This is a genomic window from Ruegeria sp. BF10, from assembly GCF_056538725.1.
The window spans coordinates 1,323,049-1,338,314 of record NZ_JBQFTR010000001.1 but is presented as its reverse complement, the minus strand read 5'-3'; the positions used below and the strand labels follow the sequence as shown (position 1 = coordinate 1,338,314).

Below are 15,266 nucleotides of genomic sequence, written 5' to 3'. Positions count from 1 at the left end.
GCCCGCTGTTGTCAGTGTTACAATTGCGCTTAGCTTACCGCGCGTTTCGAGCCGTTGCGGCGCAGGTTGGTCAGCTCTTCCGCCACCAGGAACGCAAGTTCCAGCGATTGCGACGCGTTCAAGCGCGGATCGCAGGCGGTGTGGTAGCGATCCGACAGATCCTCTTCGGTCACGGCGCGTACACCACCGGTGCATTCGGTCACATCCAGGCCGGTCATTTCGAAATGCACGCCGCCGGGGATGGTGCCCTCGGCCTGATGCACACCAAAGAAGTCACGCACCTCGCGCAGAACTGAATCAAACGGGCGGGTTTTGTAACCCGTGGCCGATTTGATCGTGTTGCCGTGCATAGGGTCGCAGACCCAGGTCACCTTGGCGCCCTCTTCCTTGACCGCCTTGATCAGACGCGGCAGGTGCTCGCCCGCCTTGCCCGCGCCAAAGCGCGCGATCAGGGTCAGACGCCCCTCTTCGTTGTCGGGGTTCAGCTTGGACATCAGAACCTTCAGGTCTTCGGCCGTGGTGGTCGGGCCGCATTTCAGACCGATCGGGTTCAGAACCCCGCGGCAGAACTCGACATGCGCGCCATCGGGCTGACGGGTTCGGTCGCCGATCCAGATCATGTGACCAGAGCCGGCCAGCCAGTTGCCCGAGGTCGAATCCAGACGCGTCAGTGCCTCTTCATATTCCAGCAACAGCCCTTCGTGGCTGGTGTAGAATTCAACGGTCGAGAATTCATGGGTTGTTTCCGCAGTGATACCAGCGGCTTCCATGAAGTCGATGGTGTCCTGAATACGGTCCGCTACCTCGGAGTATTTCTGAACGTCCTGTTCATCCGCAAAACCCAGAGTCCAAGCGTGAACGCGGCTCATATCCGCGAATCCACCGGTTGAGAAAGCGCGCAGCAAGTTCAGTGTCGCCGCCGCTTGCGTATAGGCCTGCAACATCTTGTTGGGATTCGGAATCCTGGCTTCGGGTGTGAAGGCCAATTCGTTGATGATGTCGCCGCGGTAGCTGGGCAGTTCCACACCATCCACAACTTCGGTCGGGGCACTGCGTGGCTTGGCAAATTGCCCGGCCATACGACCGACTTTGACCACCGGCACCTTGGCGCCATAAGTCAGAACCATCGCCATTTGCAGCATCACCTTGAACGTGTCACGGATCGCATCAGCGCTGAATTGTTCAAAGCTTTCAGCGCAATCCCCGCCTTGCAGAAGGAAGGCCTCGCCGCGACCGGCGGCACCCAGATGCTGTTTGAGACGCCGCGCCTCGCCGGCAAAGACCAGCGGGGGATACTTTGAAAGCTGAGCCTCGACCTTGGCCAGCGCGGCCGCGTCGGTATAATCTGGCATCTGAACCCGGGGCTTGTTGCGCCAGTTCGATTTTTGCCATTCGGTCATAGCTTTGGTCTCCGCTGAAGTTTTCAGGTGGTCTCTATACAAAATGCAATGAAGAGTGACCATATCCCATTTGCGCCTCTTGACGACGTAAACAAGCTTTGATCATGGTGGCTGTCAAATCTGCTGCTGAATAATAAACTGACCAGCAGCGAAGCAAGGACATCTCGCCATGCAAGAGCAACGCCAAGTTGTCACGGTGGAAGACACTGCGGCCCCACCCCGGAATTTCGTTTTTGTCCTTTTGGACAAATTCTCGCTGCTGTCCTTTGCTTCGGCGCTTGACAGTCTGCGCATCGCCAACCGCATGGCGAACAGACAGCTTTATACCTGGAAGCTGATGGGAGAAGGCGGGGAAACGGTAACCTGCTCGGCCGGGACCGAGTTCAAGCTGGACAGTGATCTCGTAGAGCTACAGCGCGACGACGTTGTTCTGATTTGCGGTGGTGTGGACGTTCAGGCGGCCACCACCAAGCGCGTGCTGAACTGGCTGCGGCGCGAAGCCCGAAGGGGCTTGCGGATCGGGGGCCTCTGCACGGCGGCCTATACTCTGGCAAAGGCCGGGTTGCTGGACAACAAGAAGGCGACGATCCACTGGGAGAACTCTGACAGTTTCATCGAGGAATTCGATGAGGTCGAACTGACCAAAGCCGTCTTTCAGATCGATGGCAGCCGCATGACGACCGCGGGCGGCACCTCGTCGATCGACCTGATGCTCAAGCTGATTGCGGATGACTATGGCGAGGATCTGGCCAACGCGGTGGCGGATCAGATGATCTATTCCTCGATCCGAACCGACCAGGACACGCAGCGCCTGTCAACTCCGACCCGAATCGGTGTGCGGCATCCGAAGTTGAGCCAGGTTATCCTGATGATGGAAAAGAACATCGAAGAGCCGATCTCGCCCTCGATTCTGGCCAAGGACGTGGGTATGTCGACCCGCCAGTTGGAGCGTCTTTTCCGCCGGTACCTCAGCCGTTCCCCCAAGCGCTATTACATGGAGCTGCGCCTGCACAAGGCCCGGAACCTGCTGATGCAGACCGATATGAGCGTCATCAACGTGGCGCTGGCCTGTGGGTTCGCCTCGCCCAGCCATTTCTCGAAATGCTATCGGGCGCATTACAACACCACGCCCTATCGCGAGCGTGGTGCGCAGAGCGGACGGCTGTCGGTCTAAAGCCCAGCGTCAAAGCTCTTTGACGAAATAGTGCAAGTACGGTCGGAGCATGGGCTGATCTTTGTAGGTTGTTGTCTCGATCGGAGAGTCCAGTTCAACAAACCCAAGCTTGGGATACAAAGATCGCATTTCCACATTTGGGGTGAGTGTATCTGCGATTAACCGCTTCAGCCCCATGGCTCTGGCGGCTTGTTCTCGTGCTTGAATCAATGCGCGCCCCACTCCGGAGCCCCGAGCGTCTTCGGTTACAAATACACGTTTCAACTCGCCGGTATACTGATCAAACCGTTTCATCATTCCACACCCCACGATTTTGCCACCGCGGTTTCTTGCGACGATCAGGCATCCGTTCGGAGGCATGTAGTCATCCGTATTTGCCCAGAATTCCGCAAGTGCGCTTTGCGGTGCGGAAGGATCCAATTCAAACCCCATATCCTGCATTCTTTGAGCGATAAGAGCATAATATTGCATCAAAATCTTATTCAGCTCGGTTCTTGGCGGGATACTTGTGCACAATTCAATGTCGAAATCACTCATTGATATCCCCTTAACCGTGTAACCTGTTGGACAGAGTGACTGCGACGATGAAAACGCGCAAATGGAATTGTGGAATCTGCTGGCATGCCTCGTATGTCACTGTTTCACAGACATCCTGTAAACCGCACTCTGCCCGACCGAGATGAACCAGATCGCCCCATCCGGGGCCTGCACGATGTCACGGACCCGTTCGGTCTCGGGGCCCTTGATCTGCTCGACCTCGCGCAGCGGGTCTCCGGACAGCCGCGCGATATAGTCGAATTTCAGCGAGCCCACGAAAATGTCGCCCCGCCATTCAGGAAACATGGTACCCGAATAGACCATCAACCCCGACGGCGCGATCGACGGGTCCCAATACAGGCGCGGCTGTTCCATGCCGGGCTTGCTGGTGCCTTCGCCGATCTTCTCTCCGGAATAATGCGTGCCGTACGAGATGACCGGCCAGCCGTAATTGGCGCCGGGTTTGACAAGGTTCACCTCGTCGCCGCCGCGCGCACCGTGTTCCGACACCCACAATCGGCCGCGCCTATCCAGATCGGCCCCCTGTGGGTTGCGGTGCCCATAGGACCAGATTTCAGGTCGGATCTCTGCCTGTCCGATGAAAGGATTGTCTGACGGCACAGAGCCGTCGCGGTTGATACGGATCACGGACCCGATGGCGTTCGAGAGATCCTGCGCCTGCGGCCCATCCCCTCGATCTCCGATGGTTAAAAAAAGCGTGCCGTCATTGGCTTCTACTACGCGAGAGCCGAAATGCCGCCCGCCTGATCCGCCGGGAGAAGCCTCGAAAATGACCCGCAGATTCGTCAGGCGCGTGCCGTTCTCGGACAGGCGTGCGACTGCGACAGCCGTGCCTGCGCCACCCTTTTGCGGTTTTGAAAAGGTCAGAAAAACCTCGCGGCTTTTATTGAAATCGCGCGGGATCGTGACGTCCAGCAATCCGCCCTGCCCCGAAGCTGCAACCTTGGGAGCCCCGGATACGGCATTCGCCTCTCCGTCCTGAACATACAGCAGGTTTCCGTCCCTTTCGGTGACAAGAAAACTGCCGTCTGGCAGGATGCCGACGGCCCAGGGCGTATCTAGCCCGCCTGCCATTTCGGTGATTTCTGTATTCCCGACCGAGGTCGACAACACCTGTGCCAAGGCACTTTCGGTGCAAAAAGTGACGAACAGAATCGCGGCAGCTCTGAGCATGTTGATCCTTCTCCGGACAATCCAAGGCAAACCCTAACAAAACAGATAGATTTCCGATCGATAAAAACACGATTGCGTTAGGACTTTTCTTTTCCGGGCAGCTTGCCTAGGTTCGTGGCCAGAACGAACACGTTCACAATAGGGAGTAACCATATGAAAAAGCTGCTTACAGCAACTGCAGCATCCGCTTTGCTGGCCGGACCTGCGTTGGCCGAAGACATCACGCTTGGTGTTTTGTTCGGATTCACCGGCCCAATTGAATCGCTGGCACCTGCAATGGGTTCGGGCGCTGAACTGGCGATGGCGGAAGTCACCGAATCCGGAAAACTGCTGGATGGATCCAAAGTGACCGCATCGCGCGCTGACACCGGCTGCATTGATAACGGTCTGGCCACTTCGAACGGCGAACGCATGATTGCGGACGGTGTTGCCGGCATCATCGGCGGCGATTGCTCGGGCGTGACCGGTGCGATCCTTCAGAATGTCGCGATTCCGAATGGCATGGTCATGATCTCGCCCTCGGCGACCTCGCCGGGCTTGTCGACCATGGAAGACAACGGCCTGTTCTTCCGCACCGCGCCGTCAGATGCGCGCGAAGGCCAGGTGATGGCAGATATCCTGAAAGATCGCGGCATCAACTCGATCGCTCTGACCTATACCAACAACGACTACGGCAAGGGTCTGGCGGACGCGATCCAAACCTCTTTCGAGGCAGCAGGTGGTGAAGTGACCATCGTTGCAGCGCACGAGGACGGCAAAGCCGACTACTCGGCCGAAGTTGGTGCTCTTGCCTCGGCCGGTGGCGACATTCTGGTTGTTGCGGGCTATCTGGATCAGGGCGGCCTGGGCATCATCCAGTCGGCGCTGGACAGCGGTGCGTTTGACACCTTTGGCCTGCCGGGCGGCATGATCGGTGACTCGCTGCCGGCCAATGTCGGCCCCGACCTGAACGGCTCGTTCGGTCAGATCGCCGGTTCGGGCGGTGAAGGCGCCGAGAAGTATTTCGCCATGGCCGAAGCCGCAGGCTTCGACGGTTCGTCGCCCTATTCGCCCGAATCCTATGACGCTGCGGCTTTGTTCATGCTGGCCATGCAGGCTGCCGAATCGACCAATCCGGCCGACTATGGCGGCAAGATCATGGACGTTGCCAACGCTCCGGGTGAAAAGATCTATCCCGGCGAACTGGCCAAGGGTCTGGAATTGCTGGCAAACGGTCAGGACATCGACTATGTCGGTGCGTCCGGTGTCGAACTGATCGGCCCCGGCGAAAGCGCTGGTTCCTATCGTGAGATCGAAGTGACCGACGGTGAAAACAAGACCGTCAACTTCCGTTGATTGATCGTCAAAGGCTATGAATGAAAGCAGCCCGGGCCTTGTGTCCGGGCTGTTTCAATGAAAAAAGACCGCACCCGATCAACGGGGTCGAGACAACAGCGCCGGACAGGCGGCAAGGGGAAAAGATGATCGTCGTCGAGGACGTGCACAAGCATTTCGGCGGATTTCATGCGGTGGACGGGGCATCGCTGGAAATCCAGAAAGGGTCGATCACCGGCCTGATCGGGCCCAACGGGGCAGGAAAAACCACTCTGTTCAATGTGATCGCAGGTGTTTTGCCGCCGACCAGCGGCAAGGTGGTGATGGACGGCGAGGATATCACCGGCCTGCCCCCTCATGAGCTGTTCCACAAGGGGCTGTTGCGCACGTTTCAGATTGCACATGAATTCCCGTCGATGACCTGCCGTGAAAACCTGATGATGGTGCCTGGCGCGCAATCAGGCGAGTCGCTGTGGAACACGTGGTTCGGCCGCAAACGCATCGCTGACGAAGAACGCGCACTGAAGGCCAAGGCCGATGAGGTGCTGGAGTTTCTGACGATTGAACATCTGGCCGATCACAAGGCGGGTCAGGTCTCGGGTGGTCAGAAAAAGTTGCTGGAGCTTGGCCGCACCATGATGGTCGACGCCAAGATCGTGTTTCTGGACGAGGTCGGCGCAGGTGTGAACCGCACCCTTCTGATGACCATTGCCGACACGATCCTGCGTCTGAACAAGGAACGTGGATACACCTTCGTCGTCATCGAGCACGACATGGATTTCATCGGCAAGATCTGTGATCCGGTCATCTGCATGGCCGAAGGCAAGGTACTGGCCGAGGGTACCTTGGACGAGATCAAGGCGAACGAGCACGTGATCGAAGCCTATCTGGGCACCGGCCTAAAGAACAAAGACAAACTGGAGGCAGGCGCGTGAGCGACAACCCCTATCAGGATGACAAGGGCAACAAGGACGCCTCGATCACCAATCCGCACGGTGTCGGCACCATGACCCCGGCCCATCGCAAAAGTGGTGCGACCCATAAGGTCGAAGGTGGCCCGTTTCTGATCGGCGACACCATGACGGGTGGTTACGGCAAAGGGCCGGACATTCTGCATGATTGCACCATCGCCGTGGACAAGGGTGAAATCGCAGTCATCGTCGGCCCCAACGGTGCGGGCAAGTCGACGGCGATGAAAGCTGTGTTCGGGATGCTGGATGTCCGTTCAGGGTCCGTGCGTCTGGATGGCGAGGATATCACCAATCTCAGCCCGCAAGACCGGGTCATGCGTGGCATGGGTTTCGTGCCGCAGACACAGAACATCTTTACCTCGATGACGGTGGAAGAGAACCTTGAAATGGGTGCCTTCATCCGCCGCGACGACATCAGTCAGACGATGGAGCAGGTCTATGACCTCTTCCCGATCCTCCGCGACAAGCGCAACCAGGCCGCCGGAGAGTTGTCGGGCGGACAACGTCAACAGGTCGCAGTTGGCCGCGCGCTGATGACCCAGCCCAAGGTGCTGATGCTGGACGAACCGACTGCGGGCGTTTCGCCGATCGTGATGGATGAACTGTTCGACCGGATCATCGAGGTGTCCCGCACCGGCCTGCCGATCCTGATGGTCGAACAGAACGCCCGCCAGGCTTTGGAGATTGCCGACAAGGGATACGTTCTGGTTCAGGGGCGCAATGCCTATACCGGCACGGGCAAGGAACTGCTGGCCGATCCGGAGGTTCGGAAGAGTTTCTTGGGTGGGTGAGTTGAAGGCCGTGGCGACGCTCGCGTTTACCGCAATTGGCAGTACAGCGCTTTCATCTCCCTGCGTCTTGCAAGAAACCTGCGCGTATGTGGAGGACTGCGAGGGCGCTGAACTCACGCTCGAACTTTTGGGTACTCCACCAGAACTTGTTCAAAGCAATTTTGGTGACTTTTCTGTGGGTCAGATAGCAAGGGCAGGCGAAATCACTTCGAAAATCCGTTTATCAAATGGACAAGAGTGGACCGCCACCGCAAAAAACGACTTGCTGACCGCATCTCGGACACAGGACGACAAACACATAAACATGTATGTGACGAAGACCTCAGACACCGAAGTGGCAGTGACACTTCTTACCCTGCCAATGCGCTATGTCGATTATGCGCAAGCAGGCCAAGCAAGACGCGCATTCTCCGGAAAATGCGGACTGGAGTTTTAATGGAGTTCCTCAATGCCATTATGGCGCTCTCCAACGTCATCCTTGTTCCCGAAATTGTCTGAAATCAATACCCGAAGTTTCCCGAAATTCTCCTACCATCCCAAGATTTCCACGCCTCAGCTGCAATCCGGTCACATTGTGCGTTTAGCGCCGGGCTTTGTGAAGGAAACGGTTTCCCGGTCAACCAAAGTTAGCTCCGTGAAATCAAGCGAACCTTCTGAATAGAAACTCTGTTCAGGACCCAAAAATGAAAAAATGGATGTGTGTGGCCATTGCCACCTTGTGCGCGACCGCCGCAACTGCGGAAGAACGTCACTTTGTCTGTGTGTCGGATCGTGACGGCAGCGAAGTGCGCCTCAACCGGGCACCGGAAGGAGACAAGGGCAATATCGAAACTGCGAATGTTTCAGGCGACGCGATGGTGTTCAAAGGCGTTGGCAACATGACGTTTGTCCATATTGAAGGCGAAGATGTCATGACCTTTGTCGTGCATTATGACGACATGTCCTTTGACCTCTCGGTCAAGGGTCCTCACGCGGGAACCGATCATGGCACCTGCACCGAGACGGACGCCTGATCCCGCTTCTTACCATCTCAGTCACCCACCGGAATTGGCCGGTGCGTGACTGAGCCAGGCCAAAACTGAATAGTCTTGCCTGCTTCCGGTTTTCTCGTGGATTTTTTTTCACAACCAGCAGAAAAATATGACGCAAAACAGCGCAGGAAACATTGTGCCTGCGCGGACCGTCATGCCATAAGACCGCACCCGGACAGTGAGAAGAAATAATGGATCTACTCAACGCGCTTGTTGCGCTTGCGAATTTTGTGTTGGTGCCTGCGGTCGCTTATGGCAGTCAACTGGCGTTGGGCGCGCTTGGCGTGACCCTGATCTACGGCATTCTGCGGTTTTCGAACTTTGCCCATGGCGACACAATGGCCTTTGGCGCGATGATCGCCGTGCTGGTCACATGGGGGTTGCAGGCCGCCGGGATCAGCTTTGGACCGTTGCCAACCGCCCTGCTCGCCCTGCCCTTTGCCATCCTGGGCTGTATCGTGCTGGTGCTGATCACCGACAGGCTGGTCTACAAATTCTACCGTGAACAGAAGGCGAAGCCCGTCATTTTGGTGATCGTTTCAATGGGCGTGATGTTCATCATGAACGGCCTTGTCCGGTTTATCATCGGGCCGGACGACCAAAGGTTTTCGGACGGTGCCCGGTTCATTGTTTCGGCACGCGATTTCAAGGCGATGACCGGTCTGCGCGAGGGGCTGGCCATCAAGACGTCGCAAGGTATCACGGTGATCGTGGCCGTTGTTGCCGTGGCGCTGCTGTTCTGGTTTCTCAACAAAACGCGCACCGGCAAGTCGATGCGGGCCTATTCGGACAACGAGGATCTGGCGCTGTTGTCAGGCATCAACCCGGAACGTGTGGTGATGATCACATGGATTATCGTTGCGGCACTGGCCACAACTGCCGGCGTTCTTTACGGGCTGGACAAGAGCTTCAAACCCTTCGTGTATTTCCAGCTTCTGCTTCCAATCTTTGCCTCGGCCATCGTGGGTGGTTTGGGCAATCCTCTGGGCGCCATCGCAGGCGGGTTTATCATCGCGTTTTCCGAAGTGACGATAACATACGCCTGGAAGAAGGTGCTGACCTATCTTGCACCGGAAAACCTTGAGCCGTCAGGATTGGTGCAACTTCTCTCGACCGATTACAAATTCGCCGTCAGCTTTGTCATCCTGCTGATCGTGCTTCTGTTCAAGCCCACGGGCCTTTTCAAGGGGAAAGCAGTATGACCGACGCTGTCAAAAATTCGCTGCTCTTCGCAATTGTCGGCGGCCTGATCCTGTTGACCGGTTTCACGCAAAGCTGGAACACCGCGATCCTGATCCTGAATATGGGGCTGATTTCCGCCATCATGGCAATCGGTGTAAACCTGCAATGGGGTTTTGCCGGTCTGTTCAATGTGGGCGTCATGGGCTTTGTCGCCCTGGGCGGTCTGGCCGTCGTGCTGGTTTCAACACCGCCTACGCCCGGTGCATGGGCTGCGGGCGGCTATGGTATCGTTCTGGCTTTGCTGCTGGGCGCCGCGACAGTGGTGGCGGCTGTTCTGGTAGCAACGAGAATACCGAAAGGTCGAGTGCAAACCCTCACCATCATCGCAGTTCTGGTCGTCGGCTTTTTCGTCTATCGCGCGGTTTTCGACCCCAGCATTTCAGCGGTCGAGGCAATCGACCCGGCGATTTCCGGCAATATCGGAGGTCTTAACCTACCCGTTCTGCTGGCCTGGCCGGCGGGCGGTTTGCTGGCGGCGGGCGCTGCGTGGCTGATCGGTAAAACGGCGCTGGGCCTTCGTTCGGATTATCTGGCGATTGCCACATTGGGTATCGCCGAAATCATCATTGCAGTCATGAAAAACGAAGACTGGCTGGCCCGAGGCGTCAAGAACGTCTACGGCATCCCACGCCCGTCCCCTGTTGTGGGCTACGAAGTGGATTTGCAGAACGACCCGGCCTTTCTTGCGCGGGCTGAATGGTTGGGATTGGATCCCGTCACCGCGTCCACCCTTTCGGTCAAACTCGGTTATTCGCTGCTGTTCATGATCGTGCTTCTGGTGCTGCTCTGGATGGCTCAGATGGCGCTGAAAAGCCCGTGGGGCCGGATGATGCGCGCAATCCGTGACAATGAAGTCGCGGCCGAGGCCATGGGCAAGGATGTCACCCGTCGTCATCTGCAAATCTTCGTACTTGGTTCGGCTGTTTGCGGTATCGCTGGTGCGATGATGACAACGCTGGACGGCCAGCTGACGCCAAGCGCCTACCAACCGCTGCGCTTTACCTTTCTGGTCTGGGTGATGGTGATCGTGGGTGGTTCGGGCAACAACTTCGGGGCCGTTCTGGGTGCATTCCTGATCTGGTTCCTGTGGGTTCAGGTTGAACCGATCGGGTTGTGGCTGATGAATGTCGTTACCGCGGGCATGCCGGACGGAAGCGCACTGAAAGCCCACCTGTTGGACAGTGCTGCACATATGCGTCTGTTCACGATGGGTCTGATCTTGTTGATTGTTCTCAGATTCAGCCCAAGAGGGCTGATCCCGGAGAAATAGGCCACTTCCCCCTTCAATAAGCGAAACCGTGCCTTTACTTCGGCACGGTTTCTTGATTCTTAACGATTTTCTGAATAAACGGACCCACCGCAGTGTTTTCTTTTTGCGGTATGTTGCCGGCACTCACACACGTCTACACCGATCTGTAACGATCACTCACACGTTTTGAAAAGAGTCAAAAATGAAAGCACCACGGTTCAAGACACTGCTTCTGTTTCCGGTTGTTGCCATCGTAACATCCGCCTGTATTCCGTCTCCGGAAGACCTTGAGACGACCCCCGTCAAGGTCCAGACGCCCAAGGGTGTCGTAACCTGTCAGCTGTATCGTCACGATCGGGTGACCTGGGACCGGGCGATTGACCTGCCAGCTACGAAAATGTCCGTGTCAGAGGCTGACGCCTATTGCCGTCAGGAAGGCCAGCGCCGTCTGAAGTGAACATTGCGGCGCCCGTGATGGGCGCCGTTCCGTCATCTGTTGCGGAACAAACCGCCAAGAATACCACGAACGATCCGGCGTCCGGTCGTTCCCTTCAATTCCTTGATCACCGCGTCGGTCATCGCCGATGCAAACGTGTCTTTCCGGCGCTGCACCCGGGACGAGGATCTGCCGACCCGGCTTCCCGAATATCTGCGAGCCGAAGAATATTCTCGCTCCATCGGTGATTGTGCCTCCAGCACTTCATCGGCCTCTGCCTGTTCAGCGGCCTTGGCGGCAGCCTCAGCCCGGGCCTGAAGGATTTCAAAGGCCGACTGTCGATCAATACCATTGTCATATTTCGACGCCATCGGAGAGGCATCGAGAATGGCCCGCCGCTGGGCATCGGAAATAGGCCCCAACTGGGACCCCGGCGGACGAATCAATGTGCGCTCGACGATTCCGGGAACGCCTTTTTTCTGAAGCATCGACGTGATAGCCTCACCGACGCCCACCTCGCGGATTGCGGCTTCGGTGTCGAAGGCGGGGTTTTCGCGATAGGTTTCCGCCGCCAGACGCAGGTTCTTTCGGTCACGCGCCGTGAACGCCCGCAAAGCGTGCTGAACGCGATTGCCCAACTGTCCCAGAATATCCTCGGGTATATCGGCGGGATTCTGGGTGATGAAATAGACCCCCACCCCTTTGGACCGGATCAGGCGGGCAACCTGTTCGACCTTGTCCACCAGCACTTTCGGAGCGCCGTCAAACAGCAGATGCGCCTCGTCGAAGAAGAACACCAGCTTGGGTTTTTCAGGATCACCGACTTCGGGAAGCTCTTCAAACAATTCGCTCAGCAGCCACAGCAGGAACGTCGCATACAGCCGTGGCGCGGCCATCAGTTTGTCCGAGGCAAGGATGTTCACCATCCCCTGCCCGTTTTCATCGGTGCGCATCAGATCGGACAGATCCAGCGCGGGTTCGCCAAACAGCTTTGTTCCACCCTGGTTTTCCAACACCAGCAAACGCCGCTGGATCGCACCGACCGAAGATGTCGATACATTGCCATATCGCAATGAAAGCTGGGCCCGGTTCTCGCCGATCCAGACCAGCAGCGCCTGAAGATCCTTGAGATCCAGAAGCGGCATTCCCTCTTCATCGGCCACGCGGAACGCGATGTTCAAAATACCTTCCTGCGCTTCGCTCAATTCCATCAACCGGGACAGCAGCAAAGGGCCCATTTCAGTGACCGTCGTCCGCACCGGATGGCCCTGTTCGCCAAAAAGATCCCAGAACGCAACCGGACAGGCAGAATAGGAAAAATCGTCGAACCCAATGCGTTTGGCACGATCCATAAATGCCTGATGCAGTTTGTGCGCGTCGCTTCCGGGCAAAGCCAGGCCCGACAGATCACCTTTGACATCGGACAAAAACACCGGAACCCCGGCTTGGGAAAAGCCTTCCGCGAGGATTTGCAAAGTTACGGTCTTACCGGTCCCGGTGGCGCCGGCAATCAGCCCGTGGCGGTTCGCATATTTCAGCGCCAGTTCCTGCGGTTGGCCATAGCCTTCGCCTCCGCCACCCAAAAATACATTCTTGCCCATTAACACTGCCTTATGTTTCACCGATCCGTGACCAGCATACAAAGTTAACCTTTGACTGCGATAGTCAATTTGCCCCGCGCTTGTTTCCCTCACGTGGGGCAGACTTCCTCCCTGTCGACTGGCCGTGCCTTCGGGCACGGCTTTTTTGCAGGTTCAAAAATGGTTTCAAAGCTCTGACCGCAGTATTAAAATTTGAGGATAGCTGTTGACCCGTCTGCGACCCTCTCGTAGGGTTTGCGCATAAATAAGTCGGCCAGTCCGACGGGGAGAACCTTTTGGAGAAGAGAGCTGGTTTATACAGCTCTCTTTTTCTGTCTCAGTGCAGGTCGTTTCTGGTGTTCTGGCAAGAATCCGTTCACGTTCAGACCTGCCGTTCTGTTAGTGCCTGACACCAGTTCAGAAGAGTGTTAAACGAAGCAAAAAGCTCAAGCATCAAATCGAGGCACTCATGATCAAGCAACTTCTAACCGCAAATGCAATGGCCGTCGCCTTTCTAAGCAGCGCAGTCTACGCCCAGGAGGCCAACGACGAAAGCCAGCAGCAGGACGAGTCGGCCCAAACCGAAGCTGCACAGGAACTGGATCTGGGAGAAACCGGCCCACGTATAGGCGAACAATACGTCAAAGAAACAAGTGGTGCCTGGAGCATAACCTGTCTACGGACCGAAGAGGGCGATGATCCTTGCCTGCTGCGTCAAGTTCTTTCCGGTGCCGAAGGCCAGCCGATTGCGGAAATCTCGATAAACAAGCTTCCCGAAGGTACAGAGGCCGTTGCCGGAGCTAGGTTGACTGTGCCGCTGGAGACCATGCTGCAAGCGCAAATTGCTGTGTCCATAGACGGCGCACCGGGCAAAAGATACAACTATCATCACTGCAACCCGGTAGGCTGCGTCGCGCAATTGGGCTTTACGCAAGGCGATATAGACGCCATGAAAGCAGGCAGTAAGGCAACGATTTCGCTGGTGTCCATTCTGGCCCCCAGCCAACTTTTGCAAATCGAAATGTCGCTGGATGGATTCACCAGTGGTTACGACCAGTTGGAAGTCCTGCAAAACTGACACATCGCAGACAAAGGCCGCTCTGAATGCGGCGGCCTTGTTTTGAGCGTTGTTCTTTAAACTCGCTTCAGCGCCAAAACCGCGTTCAGCCCGCCAAAGGCAAACGCATTGCTGAGCGCGACGTCGACTTTGGCTTCCCGAGCTTCGTTCGGCACAACATCAAGCGCGCATTCCGGATCGGGTTCCTCGTATCCTATGGTGGGTGCAATCACTCCGTCCCGCAGCGCCATGATACATGCCAACAGTTCCACCGCACCGGTTCCACCAATCAAGTGACCATGCATGGATTTGGTCGACGATATCATCAGATCGTCGGCATAGGGTCCAAATACATCCGCCACTGCGGCACATTCGGTTTTGTCATTCGCTGCCGTTCCGGTGCCATGCGCGTTGATGTAGCCCACATCGCTGGCATTCAACCTGGCATCGGCCAAAGCACCTGACATGGCCCGCGAAGCCCCTTGTTTGCTGGGCATCACGATATCGGCCGCGTCTGACGACATAGCGAAACCGACGACTTCGCACATTATCTCGGCGCCCCGGGCACGGGCGTGTTCGTATTCTTCGAAAACAAAGATACCGGCCCCTTCCCCCTGTACCATTCCGTTGCGGTTGGCACTGAACGGTCGGCATGCGTCCTTCGACATCACGCGCAGCCCTTCCCAGGCTTTGACGCCACCGAAACACAACATGGATTCGGACCCGCCTGTGACCATGACCGGTGCAATACCGCTGCGGACCATCTGAAAGGCCTGAGCCATGGCATGGTTCGACGATGCACAGGCGGTCGACACGGTGAAGCTGGGGCCCTTGAGGTTGTGTTCCATGGAAACATGGCTGGCCGCCGCGTTGTTCATGAGTTTGGGAACAACAAAAGGGTGTACCCTGTTCTTGCCATCCTCATAGACCGATCGGTAATTGTCGTCCCAGGTCGACACGCCCCCCCCGGCGGTCCCCAGGACAACACCTGACTTTGCAGCAAGCTCTCCGTGAAACTCGATGCCCGACTGATCAATGGCCTCTTTGGCGGCGGTCAGAGTGAACTGGGTGAACCGGTCATACAGCGACATCTGTTGACGGTTGAACCGCCCTTCGGCCTCAAAGTCACGAACCTGCCCGCCGATCTTGATGGCCAACCGGTCAACGTCCCGGAACTTCAGTTCCGAGATCCCACAGCGACCTTCTCGCATGGCTTCCAGCGTGTCAGGAACCGAATGGCCCAGTGAATTGATCGTACCTGCGCCGGTAATGACAACACGTTTCATGAGC

The 15,266-nt window shown here is 56.9% G+C and carries 15 protein-coding genes; 10 read left to right on the top strand and 5 right to left on the bottom strand.

Annotation, left to right across the window (positions count from 1 at the left end; translation table 11 throughout):
* Window positions 1–29: 29 nt before the first annotated feature.
* Window positions 30–1,400 carry a class II 3-deoxy-7-phosphoheptulonate synthase gene (locus ACR0DJ_RS06760; RefSeq protein ID WP_152457989.1) on the bottom strand — a complete coding sequence of 457 codons (1,371 nt, stop codon included), beginning with the start codon at window positions 1,398–1,400 and terminating at the stop codon, window positions 30–32.
* A gap of 169 nt (window positions 1,401–1,569) precedes the next feature.
* On the opposite strand from ACR0DJ_RS06760, the gene ACR0DJ_RS06755 reads away from it, so the two are divergent.
* Entirely contained in the window at window positions 1,570–2,574 is a 1,005-nt protein-coding gene (locus ACR0DJ_RS06755; RefSeq protein WP_170344270.1) for a GlxA family transcriptional regulator, read from the top strand.
* A gap of 9 nt (window positions 2,575–2,583) precedes the next feature.
* On the opposite strand, the gene ACR0DJ_RS06750 is transcribed toward ACR0DJ_RS06755, so the two are convergent.
* A complete protein-coding gene (locus ACR0DJ_RS06750) occupies window positions 2,584–3,111 on the bottom strand; it encodes a GNAT family N-acetyltransferase (protein WP_480684324.1) in 528 nt (175 codons plus the stop codon).
* A gap of 96 nt (window positions 3,112–3,207) precedes the next feature.
* Window positions 3,208–4,305 carry a PQQ-dependent sugar dehydrogenase gene (locus ACR0DJ_RS06745; protein WP_480684323.1) on the bottom strand — a complete coding sequence of 366 codons (1,098 nt, stop codon included), beginning with the start codon at window positions 4,303–4,305 and terminating at the stop codon, window positions 3,208–3,210.
* 153 nt (window positions 4,306–4,458) lie between these two features.
* Here ACR0DJ_RS06745 and ACR0DJ_RS06740 point away from each other — a divergent pair, with 153 nt between their 5' ends.
* The 8 genes from ACR0DJ_RS06740 (at window position 4,459) to ACR0DJ_RS06705 (ending at window position 11,360) form a co-directional block, all read left to right on the top strand.
* On the top strand, window positions 4,459–5,640 hold the full coding sequence (locus ACR0DJ_RS06740) for an ABC transporter substrate-binding protein (RefSeq protein ID WP_480684321.1): 1,182 nt from the start codon (window positions 4,459–4,461) through the stop codon (window positions 5,638–5,640).
* A gap of 125 nt (window positions 5,641–5,765) precedes the next feature.
* Entirely contained in the window at window positions 5,766–6,554 is a 789-nt protein-coding gene (locus ACR0DJ_RS06735) for an ABC transporter ATP-binding protein (protein ID WP_152457994.1), read from the top strand.
* The gene (locus tag ACR0DJ_RS06730; RefSeq protein WP_257600743.1) at window positions 6,551–7,381 is read left to right on the top strand and encodes an ABC transporter ATP-binding protein; all 831 of its coding nucleotides are present in this window, start codon (window positions 6,551–6,553) and stop codon (window positions 7,379–7,381) included. The genes ACR0DJ_RS06735 and ACR0DJ_RS06730 overlap by 4 nt, the downstream gene beginning before the upstream one ends.
* Window positions 7,374–7,817, top strand: a complete 444-nt coding sequence (locus ACR0DJ_RS06725; RefSeq protein ID WP_170344262.1) for a hypothetical protein — start codon at window positions 7,374–7,376, stop codon at window positions 7,815–7,817. Before ACR0DJ_RS06730 ends, ACR0DJ_RS06725 begins: the two co-directional genes overlap by 8 nt.
* Window positions 7,818–8,064: 247 nt before the next feature.
* Entirely contained in the window at window positions 8,065–8,394 is a 330-nt protein-coding gene (locus tag ACR0DJ_RS06720; RefSeq protein ID WP_170344260.1) for a hypothetical protein, read from the top strand.
* 209 nt (window positions 8,395–8,603) lie between these two features.
* Window positions 8,604–9,614 (top strand): branched-chain amino acid ABC transporter permease, encoded by a 1,011-nt coding sequence (locus ACR0DJ_RS06715; protein ID WP_170344258.1) that lies wholly within the window; start codon window positions 8,604–8,606, stop codon window positions 9,612–9,614.
* Window positions 9,611–10,924, top strand: a complete 1,314-nt coding sequence (locus ACR0DJ_RS06710; protein WP_170344256.1) for a branched-chain amino acid ABC transporter permease — start codon at window positions 9,611–9,613, stop codon at window positions 10,922–10,924. The genes ACR0DJ_RS06715 and ACR0DJ_RS06710 overlap by 4 nt, the downstream gene beginning before the upstream one ends.
* A 181-nt stretch (window positions 10,925–11,105) precedes the next feature.
* The gene (locus tag ACR0DJ_RS06705) at window positions 11,106–11,360 is read left to right on the top strand and encodes a hypothetical protein (protein WP_170344254.1); all 255 of its coding nucleotides are present in this window, start codon (window positions 11,106–11,108) and stop codon (window positions 11,358–11,360) included.
* A gap of 32 nt (window positions 11,361–11,392) precedes the next feature.
* Here ACR0DJ_RS06705 and ACR0DJ_RS06700 read toward each other — a convergent pair whose 3' ends face one another.
* A complete protein-coding gene (locus tag ACR0DJ_RS06700) occupies window positions 11,393–12,940 on the bottom strand; it encodes a helicase HerA-like domain-containing protein (protein WP_480684317.1) in 1,548 nt (515 codons plus the stop codon).
* Window positions 12,941–13,418: 478 nt separating this feature from the next.
* Here ACR0DJ_RS06700 and ACR0DJ_RS06695 point away from each other — a divergent pair, with 478 nt between their 5' ends.
* Window positions 13,419–13,997: an invasion associated locus B family protein gene (locus ACR0DJ_RS06695; protein WP_425078273.1), complete on the top strand. Its 579-nt coding sequence runs from the start codon at window positions 13,419–13,421 to the stop codon at window positions 13,995–13,997.
* A 56-nt stretch (window positions 13,998–14,053) separates the two neighbouring features.
* Here ACR0DJ_RS06695 and ACR0DJ_RS06690 read toward each other — a convergent pair whose 3' ends face one another.
* On the bottom strand, window positions 14,054–15,262 hold the full coding sequence (locus tag ACR0DJ_RS06690; protein ID WP_480684316.1) for a beta-ketoacyl-[acyl-carrier-protein] synthase family protein: 1,209 nt from the start codon (window positions 15,260–15,262) through the stop codon (window positions 14,054–14,056).
* Between the last annotated feature and the right edge of the window lie 4 nt (window positions 15,263–15,266).

Excerpts from the sequence above, each read along its gene's own strand:
- ACR0DJ_RS06760 (WP_152457989.1), bottom strand. The coding sequence starts at position 1,400 with ATGACCGAATGGCAAAAATCGAACTGGCGCAACAAGCCCCGGGTTCAG.
- ACR0DJ_RS06755 (WP_170344270.1), top strand. The coding sequence starts at position 1,570 with ATGCAAGAGCAACGCCAAGTTGTCACGGTGGAAGACACTGCGGCCCCA.
- ACR0DJ_RS06750 (WP_480684324.1), bottom strand. The coding sequence starts at position 3,111 with ATGAGTGATTTCGACATTGAATTGTGCACAAGTATCCCGCCAAGAACC.
- ACR0DJ_RS06745 (WP_480684323.1), bottom strand. The coding sequence starts at position 4,305 with ATGCTCAGAGCTGCCGCGATTCTGTTCGTCACTTTTTGCACCGAAAGT.
- ACR0DJ_RS06740 (WP_480684321.1), top strand. The coding sequence starts at position 4,459 with ATGAAAAAGCTGCTTACAGCAACTGCAGCATCCGCTTTGCTGGCCGGA.
- ACR0DJ_RS06735 (WP_152457994.1), top strand. The coding sequence starts at position 5,766 with ATGATCGTCGTCGAGGACGTGCACAAGCATTTCGGCGGATTTCATGCG.
- ACR0DJ_RS06720 (WP_170344260.1), top strand. The coding sequence starts at position 8,065 with ATGAAAAAATGGATGTGTGTGGCCATTGCCACCTTGTGCGCGACCGCC.
- ACR0DJ_RS06715 (WP_170344258.1), top strand. The coding sequence starts at position 8,604 with ATGGATCTACTCAACGCGCTTGTTGCGCTTGCGAATTTTGTGTTGGTG.
- ACR0DJ_RS06710 (WP_170344256.1), top strand. The coding sequence starts at position 9,611 with ATGACCGACGCTGTCAAAAATTCGCTGCTCTTCGCAATTGTCGGCGGC.
- ACR0DJ_RS06705 (WP_170344254.1), top strand. The coding sequence starts at position 11,106 with ATGAAAGCACCACGGTTCAAGACACTGCTTCTGTTTCCGGTTGTTGCC.
- ACR0DJ_RS06700 (WP_480684317.1), bottom strand. The coding sequence starts at position 12,940 with ATGGGCAAGAATGTATTTTTGGGTGGCGGAGGCGAAGGCTATGGCCAA.
- ACR0DJ_RS06695 (WP_425078273.1), top strand. The coding sequence starts at position 13,419 with ATGGCCGTCGCCTTTCTAAGCAGCGCAGTCTACGCCCAGGAGGCCAAC.
- ACR0DJ_RS06690 (WP_480684316.1), bottom strand. The coding sequence starts at position 15,262 with ATGAAACGTGTTGTCATTACCGGCGCAGGTACGATCAATTCACTGGGC.